A 12389-nucleotide genomic window follows, 5' to 3' on the forward strand; every position below is an offset into this window, starting at 1 on the left:
GCGCATCACAAACTGCCGTAAGCTGGACTGATTGCCAACAATCTGACGTAACGAAGATCCCAGGCTCCCGTCCCAAGGAATGGCGAGGCCAGCCCGCACTCCTGCGCACCCCGCCCCGCGAGAGTCAAATTGTTGCTTATGTGCGCAACTAATGGGATATTGGGTGCCATGCTTCGTATCCTGCGACTCCCCGTCATCCGGCGTATGCTCGCTGCGCATGTGCTTGCCCTGCTCGGGACGGGACTGTCCAGCATCGCCCTCGGCTTTGTGGCCTTCGATCTGGCCCGCGACCAGTCCGGCTCGGTACTCGGAACGGTCCTAGCCATCAAGATGCTCAGCTTCATGGTCGTGGCGCCCCTCGCGGCCGCAGTTCTGGTCCGTGTCCCGCCACGGGCAGTCCTGGTCGGATCCGACGTGCTGCGGGCCGTTGTCGCCCTCGGGCTGCCGTTCGTGTCGGAGGTGTGGCAGGTCTACGCGCTCATCGTTGTGCTGCATGTTGCCTCAGCCGTGTTCACGCCGACGTTCCAGTCGACTCTCCCCCGAGTGCTCCCGGACGACCGGGATTATGGGAATGCCCTGGCCCTTTCCCGGCTGGCCTACGACGTCGAGGCCGTGGTCTCGCCCATGCTGACCGCGCTCCTGCTCCTTGCCATGCCGGCCCAGCACCTGTTCTTCGGCACCGCGCTGGGCTTCGCCGGATCCGCGGCGCTCCTCGCATCGCTGGCTCTGCCCCTGGCCCTGCCCTCGGAGAGCCACGGCGAACCGTTCCTGAAGCGCCTGACTCTGGGCAGCAGGCTGTTGTTCACTACACCCGCCCTCCGCGGGATCTTCGCCCTGCACCTCGCAGTTGCCGGCAGCGGGAGCTTTGCTCTGGTCCAGACGGTTTCGGTGGTCCGCGGTCCCCTGGGGTCGGACGAGACGGCAGTCGCTCTCGCCCTGGGCGCCATGGGTGCCGGCTCGATCTGCGCAGCACTGGCTGCGCCCCGTCTGGTGGCCCGCCAAGGCACCCGCCGGGTTCTGCTGGTCGCAGGAATCCTGGTGAGTGTGCCGCCCTTTGGCGTGCCGTGGGCGCTGTCGAGCACCGGCATCCCCGGCCTCGCCCTCTTGGCCGCCCTGTGGTTTGCCTTGGGTGCGGGGTACTCCGGGGTACTGACGCCGATCGGTCAGGTGATCCGGGCCACGATACCCGAAACAGAACTCCCCGCGGTCTTCGCTGCCCAGTTCTCACTGGCCCACGGCTGGTGGCTTATCTGCTTTCCCTTGGCCGGATGGCTGGGAGCGCTGACGTCGCTCGGGGCGGCCGCCGTTGCCATGGCCAGCATCTCCTTGGCCGCGACCGTCGCGGCGTCATTCATCTGGAAGCGTCCGGATGTGGCGACGGCGCACGCTGTCGGCAATGCTGCCAGAATGACAGAGGAAGCCCGGCTGTGAACCACGCCAAGAAGGCAGCCAACGCCGCCGCGGAGGCTGCCAACGCTGCCAAGCCGCTGGCGGAGGTCTCGCTTCCGTCCGACGCAGACCTCGACGGCGCGGCCGAGTTGGCGCGCCTAGTCGCCGACCGGACGCGGCTGGGCATTCTGGCGCTGCTGGCCCCGCGCGAACTCTCGGTTGGGGAGATCGCCCAGAAACTGAACCGCCCCGTCGCCTCCGTCTCGCAGCATCTGGCCAAGCTGCGGATCGGGCGGCTGGTGAGTTCCCGCCGGGCGGGAACCACGATCTACTCACTCACGCTTGCAGAGCGAGCACGCGCTCTACGACCGGCCCCCCACCACGAAGCTCCTCCGCCCGGGGCCGAAGACCACGGGCGTCGGGCCAGCCTCCTGCCTGTCACAGACCGTTCGTAGCCGCCGGCCCGTGGTGGTCCAGGGACCGTGCTTCGAGGGTTGCCGTTGCATGGCCTTCCGCTCCCGAGAGGTGCCTGTGGAATGCGGAGTGGATCTGCGTCATGGTACCATCCGCAATCAGTTTCGCCATGGCCATGTGGTCGTGGCTCAAGGTGTTCGGGGTCGGATAGGCCTGTTCGAGGTTGAACATGCAGATCAAAGATTCGGCGGCCAGGGTGCTGTAGGCACGGAGCAGTCGCGAGTTTCCAGCGTGGACGATCAGGGCTGTGTGGAAATCAAGGTCCAGGCGTGAAACAAGCGCCCAGTCCGAGGCGGCCAGTGCCGCCGGCAGTTGCGAGGCGATGCCTACTAACTCATCGGAGACTTCCCTCCGTCGCTGGGCCGACCGGGCCGTGATGATCTCTGCCGCACCGATCTCCAGAATCTCCCTGACGCCGTAGATCTCCTCAACGTCCTGATTCGTCAGTTCGATCACGAAGACGCCCCGGTTGGGCCTGTTGACCAACAGGCCCTCCTGGCACAGGCGCTGGAGCGCCTCGCGCACGGATGGACGCGAAACGCCGAGCTGCCTCGCCACGAGGGCCTCGTTGATCTGCTCGCCGGGTGCGAAGAGGCCGTGGACGATCCGCTCGCGAAGCAGGTCCGCAATCCTGACGGCGATGGGTTTCGGTGTGATGGCGGAAAGGCCCGCTGCTTTGGTCATCTCTTCCCGATTCCTCTCTTTCCTGGCGAGAGGCCCTCTGGCAGCCGTCATCACACTCCTGTTGGCAGTCGGTCCCCGGGCCGCTCCCGCCTAAGTCTAGAGCCGTCGGTGACCGCGCTCCGCAGCACTCACCGCGAGGGGGATCTCGTGCGGCGGACCGGTAGCGACCAGTTCGGAGATAGCCCTGTGGTCCTCTTTTCCGGACTCGGCGACAAGCGTCATATTGAACTGAAGGTCCACAGGGATGAACCTGTCCCGGTCGCGCACTTCCCATCGGGCCCGGCCGAACGGGCCACGATGGCATCCGCGGCGGCGAGCTCCACGGTCTCACGGGCAAAGTAGATGTCCTCGACGTCTTCCCTGGTCCGCTCGGCCAGCTGGTCGGGCGGGCAGGGCGGGAGGACCGAAGGTCCTGGGCTACTTAGGCATGGACTTCCTGCTCGTGGGAGGCATGGTCCCGGGATTCGATCTGGAGCGTGCTGTGGCCGGTGTCGAAGTGCTCTCCGAGGCAGGCGAGGAGCTCATCGAGTATCGCGTGGGATCCGTCAGCAATCGTCCCATCGTCCACGACGACGTGGGCGGAGAACACGGGCACACCCGAGGTGATGGTCCAGGCGTGCATGTCGTGCACGTCCTGCACGCCGGGAACACTCAGCAGGTGGGCGCGCGTCTCCTCAAGGTCCATGTCCTTCGGAGTGGCTTCCATCAGCACATTCAGAACGTCCTTCAGCAGGCTCCACGCCCTTGGCAGGATCAGGAGTGCAATGGCTATCGAGGCGATCTGGTCAGCGAGCATCCAGCCTGTCAGCCAGATGATGATGCCGGCGATGATCACCGCCACCGAGCCGAGCAGGTCACCCAGGACCTCCAAGTAGGCGCCCCGAACATTGAGGCTTTCCTTCTGGCCCGACTGGAGAATCAGCAACGAAACGAGGTTCGCCACGGCCCCGGCAATCGCCGCAAACAGCATGGGCCCGGATTCGACCTCGACGTCCGTGCCGAGGCGCTGGACCGCCTCGACGAAGATCAGGACGGCAATCGCCGCGATTGCGACTCCGTTCAGCAGGGCGGCGAGCACCTCGACGCGCTGGTAGCCGAAGGTCCGCTTCGCGGACGCCGGTCGCGTCGCGATGACGCTGGCAATCAGGGCGATGAAGACTCCCGTCGCGTCCGTGAGCATGTGCCCGGCGTCGGCCAGTAGGGCCAGGGAGTTGGAGATCATCGCCCCGACCACCTGCATCAGGAAGATCGACGCGGTGATGCACAGCACGATGATCAGTTTCTTGCGGTGTCTTCCGGTGGCCGTCGAGTGGTCCCCCAGACCGTGGCTGTGGCCGTGGTGCCCGTGGTCGTCTGCCTTGGCCCTCGGTGCGCGATGGCCCGCGCTGAAGGCCCACCGGTGATGGTGGCCGCCGTGGCCATGCCCGTGACCCTGGTGGCTCGGGGCCGTCGGAGTCGGGGCTTTGCTGGGTGAAGTCATGCCGGCAAACATAGCAGGGTCGTCAGATTGTTGACAATGGGCCATCAACCGTTCGGCCTCGTTTGACTTGCATACCCCCCTTGGGTATAAAAGAGGCATGCGCATACCCTATAGGGGTACTTAATCAAGGGAGGGAACGTTCATGGCCACGGTTGAATTCCAGGTAACAGGCATGACGTGCGGCCACTGCGAGCTGTCCATCCGCGAAGAGGTGCACGAGGTGGCGGGCGTCGAGTCTGTCGAGGTAAGCCACCAGACAGGAAGGCTGGTGGTCACTGGCGACCGAACTGTCGACGCCGCTGCAGTCATCGCCGCCGTCAAGGAGGCTGGCTACCTGGGGGTGCTGTCGTCGTAAAGGCAGCATGACGGCTGGGGCCTACGCAGCGACTGCGGCCGCGACTCGATCCGGCTCGCGCGCTGGACCCTCGGCACAATCAAGACCCACCTTCGCCTACAAGGTCGCCGCGATCCCCTGGCCGCCCGGCCTGCTGAACCAATGCTCGCAGGAGCCGCGATAGCGTTCTCCAGCGTCTTTGTGGTCATCAAAGGTCTTCCGCCTGCGCACTTCAAGAGCCAGACGGGCAATACGTCACCGGCCACTGCGCACTCCCGTGCACGGCAGCCGATCGACGAACCCACAACCCCATCCACCGAAAGGAACCCCCATGGGAAGCTGCTGTAGCACGAACAACACCCCCACCAACAGCAAGCGCGAGGACCTGACCCTCACCACCGCACCGGCACAGGCCGACGACGCTGTCACTACCTGCCCGGTTATGGTCGGCACCACAGTAGTGAAGGCTGTCGCAGAGTCCGCCGGCCTCTTCCGCGACCACGAAGGCAAGCGCTACTGGTTCTGCTGCGCCGGCTGCGGCCCGGCCTTCGACGCTGACCCGGCAAAGTACGCGCACGCCGTCTGACGCACGGCGGCAGGAGCGGACCCTGAGCGCGCGGTGGCCTAGCCTGGCCGCTGCGCCCTCGCCGTGTCCGCCTTTCGGCAGAACGGGATCCATCGTCGACAGCACCCCCAGAGGACCGTGCCAGGACAGCGGTTGCGCTGGACGCTGACTCTGGGGTGCCCGTGGCGATCGAAGGCCAGGCCAGGAATCCGGCCGGCCGACAACGAGCAGCACTGCAGCGGAAGGGATCCATGGCATGGATTCCCGCACCCGCGTGGCGGCACAGGACCACTCGCCGTCTCAGCCGCCCCTGCGCGGAAGACCATGACTACGAGCACCACGCGGCCTCCGGCCACCTGCAACGACCTCGACCAATGCCATGCGGCCCACGGTTATCTCGCCGACAATCGGCTCTCTGGCGGCAATGCTCCGAGATGAAGCGCGGGCTGGCAAGATGCAGGAGGCCACCGAAGCTATCGCCCGGTCCGTTCGCGCCTGAACCCGCAGCCAGGTCCCCTGCGATGCGGGGCGAGGAAGAACTTGGCGGTGCGCTTCACCTCGTCGAGTGCGGGATCGGGCCCGACTGCCAATTCGTCCAGCAGGGGCTGGCTGCCTACGGTCACGCTGTGGCCGTCGACGACGCCGGTGACGCCCTTGCCCTCCATGTCCTCGCGTCGAGCGCGATGGTGTCGACGCTTGGGGTGGACTCGAGCACCTCAGGGCCTTGATCAGGATCCCTAGCGGTGCGCCGCGCCCGGTGCCGACCAGGACGGCGATCTAGGTCATGCGTGATGGTGAGCGGCAGATCCCTCCGCCGTACCCGCGATCGAGGAGAGGTGCTTCCAGCCGCCATCGCTCAAGGCGTGGTAGGCAACGTGCAGTTCTTTGGCCGGGCTCTTGGAGGACTCGAGGTCGTTTCCGTCGAGGGCAGCGGCCAGCCTTCCGGCCGAATCCACGAACGTCTCGGCCGTTTGCCGAAGCTCTTCAGGCCAAGCAGTGGCAGCGACGGCAGTGCGGGCATGCCGGAGAAGGGCGGACCACTCCGGGTCTATGGTCGGGGACGGTTTGCCGATGGAGGTTGCTATGCCGTGGAAGCCGACGCCGTCGATGTAGGTCAGGGCCGCGATCAGCCCTGCCGTGGTGCCTGAGTCGTGGCTCGAGTCGCTGTGCGTCATGACGTTGCTTCCTTTCGGGCAGCCGCTTGATCTTTGGGCTGGGATCAAGGATGACCTCCACCGGGGAAGGGCTCAAGGATCGCGCCTGCTGACTTTGTCCACTCGAAGAAGAAGGACGGAGCCACTCCTTCGGGATCCAAGCATCGATCGCGCCGCGCGCAGGAGCCCGCCGGGGATATCCCCGCCAGGCGGCAGCCCAGTCCATGACGAAGTAGGCCGCGGGGGCGTCCGGCCGGCAAGCGCGATCTCGGATCCAGGTCTGCTATCCGCCGCGGTGAGGGCACGGCGACGGATTGGGCTCGTGCGTAGAACCCGCCCCTCGGCTTGAACTGAACGCCACCGGCGGCTTTCGCCCTGGTCTCGGGTACTCGGTGACCGACCTGTCCCCGGTCACGTGGGTCTTGTTGTAACGCCCTCGGTCCCGTCTGCTTCTGCCGACGGGACCGAGGGACGGGGTACGGGCCCTCACTCGATATAGCTGAGGACCCCCATCATCCCCTGGGCGGCGTGGTAGGCGTTGTGGCAGTGGTAGAGCCACTGGCCGGGGTTGTCCGCATCGAGGACGACGGAGACCGTGGCGCCCGGGCGCACGATGACGGTGTCCTTCCTCGCTCCGGACTGGCCGATCTGGAACGTGTGGCCGTGCACGTGCATGGGGTGCCACATGGTGCCTTCGTTGACGAAGTCGATCTGGACGCGGTCCCCCTCCCGCACCTCCAGGGCACCGTCGTAGGGGCTGTGCATGGCGAAGCGCCTGCCGTTGATGCCCCAGTCGTAGGCCATCATCGACCCTGTCAGCCTGACGGTGTGAGTCACTGTCGGGGCCTTCGCGGGGAGGCGGACCTCGGCTGCGGAGGCGAGTTGGCCGCCGTCGACCACAGTCCCGCCGAGCTCGGAGGGCAGCGCGGCCGGAATGGGCTCCTTGCCGCTTCCGGTGCTGATGCGCCCCAGGGCGAGGCCGGTCTTGCCCTCGGGAAGGGCCATGAGCGGGGTCCAGCCGGCCGGAACGGTCAGCAAGGCGTCGATCCGCTCGCCCATGCCGAGCACGACAGCGTCGACGTCCTTGCGCTCCACGGGGTAGCCGTCGGTGTGGGTCAGCGTCAGGCGGACCCCGGGTGCGCCGACGCGGTAGGCGGTGTCGCCGGCGGCGTTGATGATCCGAAGCCGGACGCGGTCCCCCGGCTTTGCCGTGATGGTCTCGGGGTCGGAGGGGGTGCGGCCGTTGAAGAGGTGCAGCGGGTAGCGCACGTCCCCAGCATCGCCGCCGAGGAAGTCGCTCGACGCGCCCATGGACATGTGCTTCCCGCCCATCATGCCGCCGCTGTGCATCTCGCCCATGCCCTTGGACAGTTCGGCCAGAACGTCGTTGGGGGTCCCGGTGACCCCGTCCATCCAGTCGTCCAGAAGGATGATCCACTCGTGGTCGTAGTCCTTGGCCTCGTCGGGGTCGTCCACGATGAGCGGCCCGTAGAGGGCACGCTCGCGCTGGAGCTCGATATGGGAGTGGTACCAGTGGGTGCCGGAGTGGGGCAGGCGGAAGCTGTAGGTGAAGTCGGCGCCGGCCCCGATTGGCTGCTGGGTCAGGGTCTCCACTCCGTCCTGGTCGTTGGCCAGGGCCAGACCGTGCCAGTGGATGACCGTAGCCTCGGGCAGGCCGTTGTGGAGGGCGACCTGGAGCCGGTCACCCACACTGCCCCGGAGCAGTGGCCCGTTGATGGCGCCGTTGTAGCCCCAGGTGGGGATCTTCTTCGCGTCAATGGCGACCGTGGCGGGGGCCGCCGTGAGGGCCTTCTCCACTGTCTTACCCGTGGACCGGCGGGCCTGCTCGAGTGCCTGCACGGCCGAGTCGCTGGCCAGGACGCGGCGCGTGGCCGCGGCGGAGGGAGCGGAACAGGCTGCCAGCAGCGCGGCCGAGGCTGTGGCGAGGGACAGCCCGAGCAGCCGGCGGCGGGTGAGCGCTGCCTCCGGGAATCGGGGCGTGGTCGGTTTCAGGTAGTTCATCTGGTGGTCCTTCCTGTGCAGTCCGAGCCGCGTTTGGGGGCTTGGGACCGTTGCCTTAGCCGTCGATGAAGAGGGCTAGGTGGGAGTCGTCGGAGTTCTTGATGGCCAGCTGCGCGCCCCAAGCCGTGCTCGAGGGTCGGACGCCGCTGCCCTCGTCCACGGGATCGGTGTAGATCCCAGGCGGTTCGAGGGCGTGGTCGCCGCCTACTCCGGGCTTCTGCGGGGACGCGGCATCCGCTACGTGGTGGCGGCTGAGGCCGGTCTAGGTCTGGGTGTCGTCGAAGAGGCCGGTGGCAGAGAGCGGTTTACGTGCGGCTTATCGAAAGCTGGTGCAGCGAAGGAGCCGGCAGCGGGGGGCCGCGGTAGGAGAGGAAGCCGGCGACGGCAGGATCCGCCCGGAGCGAAGGCTGCTCAGAGGGCAGCAAGGGCTGTGCGCTGTCGGGGGACGGCGGGGCCAGAACGCAGACCGTGCCGGTGTTGGCCGCAGGGTTCTGCGGCTCGGTGGGGCACGTGCGCTCTCCCATGAGCATGGAGGCGGGCTGGTCGGCAGTAGAGGCTGCCGCAGCGTGGTCGCCCGCCATCCCAGCCATGCCCGCATGCGAGAGGGAAAGGCCGTGCATGCCCATAACGCCGAGCACGATCAGGACTGCGGCGAGGACGCCCAGGTAGGAGGCGCGGGCTGCACGCCGGAACCCCTGTCCTTCCATGCCGCTGCCTCCTTGGTCGCTCACTGGGCCAGACTGCCTCGATCTACAATACCCACCCCGGGTATCGGAGCGCTAGACGGGGACGGCCGCGACGGTGATTGCCCGGGCAATTCCGCGGCGTCGCGCCTCACTCAAGACGTAGACGCGGACGAGCCCGAGGGGTGGAGTACCAGACACTCCAATGCTCGTTGGCGTCTAGCGTAGATGTTCAATGAGCCCTACGTAGGATTGTCAACAACCTGACTGGGCAGGCCGAGCTGCTGTCCGCGCGCGAGTCGGTCGAGGGCTCGGCGTGAAGGGCGCCAACGAGCGCGAGCCCCGTCCTTTGGGACGGGGCTCGCACTCGTTCTGCTTTTGCGTGTTGAGGACTGGCGGCAGACTAGCCGATCGGTGTGGGCGGACGTTCGCCGCTGAGCAGGGCGAGCGCGTTCTCGGCGGCGAGCATCGCCATCGCGGTGCGCGTCTCCACGGTGGCGGAGCCCAGATGCGGCAGCAGCACCACGTTGTCGAGCTCCAGCAGCGCGGGATGCACCGTGGGCTCGTTCTCATAGACGTCCAGTCCGGCACCCGCGATCTGGCCCTCACGCAGCGCCGACGCGAGCGCCGCTTCGTCGACGATCGGCCCGCGCGCGGTGTTGACAAGGTACGCAGAGCTCTTCATCGCCGCGAGCTGCTCGGCACCGATCAGGTGATGCGTGGCAGGCCCGTAGGGGCAGTGCAGCGAGACGACGTCGGAGACGGCCAGCAGCTCGTCGAGATCGACCCGCTGGGCGCCCAGCTCGGCGGCGATCTCGGAATCGATCTCACTGCGCGACTGGTAGACGATCTCCATGCCGAAGGCCTTGGCCCGGCGCGCGGTCGCCTGGCCGATGCCGCCCATGCCGACGACGCCGAGGGTCTTTCCCTGCAGCCCGCTGCCGAGCAGGAAGAACATGCCCCACTTCCAGGCCTGGCCGGAGCGGATGAGCCGCTCGCCCTCGCCGAGCCGGCGGGTCGCCATGAGGATGAGGCTGAGCGCGATGTCGGCCGTGGCGTCCGTGAGCACGCCGGGGGTGTTGGTGGCCACGACGCCCCGCTCGGTGCAGGCCGGCACGTCGATGTTGTCGTAGCCGACGGCGACGTTGGCGACGACCTTGAGCTGCGGGCCGGCGGCGTCGAGCAGCTCGGCGTCGATGCGTTCGGTCAGCAGGCTCACAATCGCCTCGGCGCCGGCCACCCGGCGCAGGAGCTCCTCGCGGCCAATCGATTCCGGGCCCTGCCAGGCATCGACGTCGTGCTCGGCGCGGAGCTTCTCGATGGCGGCGTCGGGGATACGCCCCGTGACGACGACCCGGCTCATGCCGTCTCGATCCACTCGCGCAGGCGGCCGAGGCCGTCGCGGATGTCGGCCACGTCGATGCCCGAGTAGGCGAGCCGGATGTACTGCCGCTCCTCGCCAGGCTGGCGTCGGCCGAAGTGCTCACGCGTGCAGAAGGAGACGCCGGTCTTGTACAGGGCCTCCGTGGCGAAGTCGCCGACTGCCGTGAAGCCCAGGCGCTCCATGGCCTCGGTGACGTCGGGGAACAGGTAGAACGTCGACTGCGGTACGGCGACGTGCATGCCCGGGATCGCGTTCAGGAGCTCGCATGCGGCATCCCGACGCTCGCGCAGGACGTCGAGCATCTGCTGCACGGGCTCCTGGGGGCCGCGGAGCGCCTCGATGCCGGCCCACTGTACGTAGTGCGTGGTGCACGACTCGTCGTTGGTGTTGAGCGTGCTGAGCACCTTGGCGATCTCCACCGGGGCGACGGCGCAGCCGAGGCGCGAGCCGGTCATGGCGAACTTCTTGCTGAACGTGTACAGGATGACCGTGCGCTCCGCCATGCCGGGGAGCGAGGCGATCGAGCTCGAGACCCCCTCGTAGCGGGTCTCGAAGTAGGCCTCGTCCGAGAGCACCCAGAGATCGTGCTCCTGGGCGATCTGTGCAATGGCCTCGCGCTCGGCCGCCGTGGACTCAGCCGAGATGGGGTTCTGCAGGTCGTTGTAGATGATGGCGACCGTGTTCGGGGTGATCGACGCGCGCACCTGGTCGAGGTCGATCGCGAAGCCCTCGCTCGTGGGCAGGTAGCGGTAGGGCACCGCCGTGCCGCCGAGGTACTCGATCTGCGACTCGTAGATCGGGAAGCCGGGGTTCGGGTAGAGCACCTCCTGGCCGGGGTTCATGACGGCCTGGAGGAACTTGGTGATGACGGGCTTGCCGCCGGTCATCACCACGACGTTCTCGGGGGTGAAGCTGATGCCGCGACGGGAGCCGAGGTCGTCGGCGAGGGCCTCACGCAGCTGCGGGATGCCAGGGCCGGGGCAGTAGCCCGTGTAGCCGTCCGCGATGGCGCGGTTCATCGCCTCGACGATGTGCGGGGCCGTCGGGATGTTGATGTCGCCGAGGTGGAAGGGGTACACGCGGTTCCCCTGGGCCTTCCACGCGGCCGCGGCTTGCGCGACGCTGAAGGCGGTCTCGGTGCCCAGGCGTTCGAGCCGGTGTGCGAGTTTCTGCATGCAGTTCCACTCCTCATCGAGTTGACGGTCAGTCTTCCGGCGGATGCAGGATTAGTATGGAACTAATATATCAACCCGCGCACTCTGATGTGCAACAGATCTCATAGAAAACAGCGCCAGATGTCGGGATCTCCCGGAGAGCGTCGCGGCCGCGGCGGAGGCACGGGTCGGCATCTGCCCCGGAGGATCATCCAGTCGGCCGCGCCGACAGCCCCAGACCCGGCTTGCGCCGGTGCACCGAGAAGTACACGAGACCCTCGGCGCCTGCCGTGAACCCACGCCGCGTGCGCCGCGGGAGCCACACGATGCCGCCGGGTTCGAGCGCGACGTCTCCGCCCGCCGTCGTGAGGATCCCGGAGCCGGAGACGACGTGCAGGATCACGTCGAGGTCGGGGCCTGCGTGCTCGCCGATCGAGCCGCCGGGCCCGAGGGCGATGACGTTCGCGTCGAGGTCCCGCTCGTCCGCGGCGAGCCGCCACACGGCCCCCTGCCCCTCTGCGTCGCGCGCGAGTGCGCTCGTGTTGGCGAGGACGCGGGGGAGGTCTTCTGCGCGGGGATCGACCATGGGCGCCACTCTAGCCATCCAGCGCGGCTGCGCCCCGTGGTGGTCGGGGGGCCCCGATCCTCTGGCCCGATATCCTGAACCACATGAGCGATACCCTTCCGACGTGCCCCGAGTGCGGCAGCGAGTACACCTATGAGATGGGGGAGCTGCTCGTCTGCTCGCTCTGCGCCCACGAGTGGGAGGCCCGCATCGGTCAGGGGGCCAATGGAGGTGCTGCGCCTGAGGGCGCCCGCGAGATCCGCGACGCGGTCGGCAACCCCCTCGCCGACGGCGACACCGTCACGGTCGTGAAGAGCCTCAAGGTCAAGGGCAGCTCCCTCGTCATCAAGGTCGGCACCAAGGTCCGCGGGATTCGCCTCGTGGACGGTGTCGGCGATCATGACATCGACTGCAGGATCGAGGGCGTGGGCCCGATGCAGCTCAAGTCCTCCGTCGTGAAGAAGGCGTAGCGGCCCCTACCGCCGCGGCGCCCGCTGCGAG

General features: G+C 67.5%; 14 protein-coding genes. 5 read left to right on the forward strand and 9 right to left on the reverse strand.

The genetic code is table 11. From position 1 onward, the window contains the following. Positions 1–168 precede the first annotated feature (168 nt). Both BV907_RS00850 and BV907_RS18115 read left to right on the forward strand, forming a co-directional pair. Positions 169–1431, forward strand: a complete 1263-nt coding sequence (locus tag BV907_RS00850) for an MFS transporter (RefSeq protein ID WP_077487753.1) — start codon at positions 169–171, stop codon at positions 1429–1431. After that, positions 1428–1844: an ArsR/SmtB family transcription factor gene (locus BV907_RS18115; RefSeq protein WP_175637306.1), complete on the forward strand. Its 417-nt coding sequence runs from the start codon at positions 1428–1430 to the stop codon at positions 1842–1844. The genes BV907_RS00850 and BV907_RS18115 overlap by 4 nt, the downstream gene beginning before the upstream one ends. On the opposite strand, the gene BV907_RS00860 is transcribed toward BV907_RS18115, so the two are convergent. Both BV907_RS00860 and BV907_RS00865 read right to left on the reverse strand, forming a co-directional pair. Further along, positions 1828–2547: a GntR family transcriptional regulator gene (locus BV907_RS00860; RefSeq protein ID WP_175637314.1), complete on the reverse strand. Its 720-nt coding sequence runs from the start codon at positions 2545–2547 to the stop codon at positions 1828–1830. The two genes, BV907_RS18115 and BV907_RS00860, sit on opposite strands and share 17 nt — an antisense overlap. A gap of 421 nt (positions 2548–2968) precedes the next feature. Then, positions 2969–4027 carry a cation diffusion facilitator family transporter gene (locus tag BV907_RS00865; RefSeq protein WP_077487964.1) on the reverse strand — a complete coding sequence of 353 codons (1059 nt, stop codon included), beginning with the start codon at positions 4025–4027 and terminating at the stop codon, positions 2969–2971. Between the two features lie 142 nt (positions 4028–4169). Between BV907_RS00865 and BV907_RS00870 the strand changes: the two genes are divergently transcribed. Then, the gene (locus tag BV907_RS00870) at positions 4170–4382 is read left to right on the forward strand and encodes a heavy-metal-associated domain-containing protein (RefSeq protein ID WP_077487755.1); all 213 of its coding nucleotides are present in this window, start codon (positions 4170–4172) and stop codon (positions 4380–4382) included. A 310-nt stretch (positions 4383–4692) separates the two neighbouring features. Continuing rightward, positions 4693–4947, forward strand: coding sequence for a YHS domain-containing protein (locus BV907_RS00875; RefSeq protein WP_077487756.1), 255 nt, complete (start codon positions 4693–4695; stop codon positions 4945–4947). Positions 4948–5399: 452 nt separating this feature from the next. Here the strand turns inward: BV907_RS00875 and BV907_RS18120 are convergent, their stop codons facing one another. From BV907_RS18120 to BV907_RS00910, 7 genes are all read right to left on the reverse strand, one after another. Beyond that, positions 5400–5591, reverse strand: coding sequence for a hypothetical protein (locus BV907_RS18120; protein WP_139346531.1), 192 nt, complete (start codon positions 5589–5591; stop codon positions 5400–5402). A gap of 117 nt (positions 5592–5708) precedes the next feature. Further along, positions 5709–6101, reverse strand: coding sequence for a hypothetical protein (locus BV907_RS00885; RefSeq protein WP_077487758.1), 393 nt, complete (start codon positions 6099–6101; stop codon positions 5709–5711). Positions 6102–6566: 465 nt separating this feature from the next. After that, complete coding sequence (locus BV907_RS00890; RefSeq protein WP_077487759.1) at positions 6567–8102, reverse strand: multicopper oxidase family protein; 1536 nt, start codon at positions 8100–8102, stop codon at positions 6567–6569. Between the two features lie 305 nt (positions 8103–8407). Continuing rightward, positions 8408–8809, reverse strand: coding sequence for a DUF6153 family protein (locus BV907_RS00895; RefSeq protein ID WP_077487760.1), 402 nt, complete (start codon positions 8807–8809; stop codon positions 8408–8410). A gap of 379 nt (positions 8810–9188) precedes the next feature. Beyond that, positions 9189–10148 carry a 2-hydroxyacid dehydrogenase gene (locus BV907_RS00900; protein ID WP_077487761.1) on the reverse strand — a complete coding sequence of 320 codons (960 nt, stop codon included), beginning with the start codon at positions 10146–10148 and terminating at the stop codon, positions 9189–9191. Continuing rightward, positions 10145–11344: a pyridoxal phosphate-dependent aminotransferase gene (locus BV907_RS00905; RefSeq protein WP_077487762.1), complete on the reverse strand. Its 1200-nt coding sequence runs from the start codon at positions 11342–11344 to the stop codon at positions 10145–10147. Before BV907_RS00905 ends, BV907_RS00900 begins: the two co-directional genes overlap by 4 nt. Positions 11345–11531: 187 nt before the next feature. Continuing rightward, positions 11532–11909: a cupin domain-containing protein gene (locus BV907_RS00910; protein WP_077487763.1), complete on the reverse strand. Its 378-nt coding sequence runs from the start codon at positions 11907–11909 to the stop codon at positions 11532–11534. 83 nt (positions 11910–11992) lie between these two features. On the opposite strand from BV907_RS00910, the gene BV907_RS00915 reads away from it, so the two are divergent. After that, positions 11993–12358 carry a zinc ribbon domain-containing protein YjdM gene (locus tag BV907_RS00915; protein ID WP_077487764.1) on the forward strand — a complete coding sequence of 122 codons (366 nt, stop codon included), beginning with the start codon at positions 11993–11995 and terminating at the stop codon, positions 12356–12358. The last annotated feature ends 31 nt before the right edge of the window (positions 12359–12389 follow it).

Origin of the sequence: Sinomonas mesophila (assembly GCF_001999765.1) — a bacterium.
In the GTDB taxonomy this organism is placed as follows: Bacteria; Actinomycetota; Actinomycetes; order Actinomycetales; family Micrococcaceae; genus Sinomonas; species Sinomonas mesophila.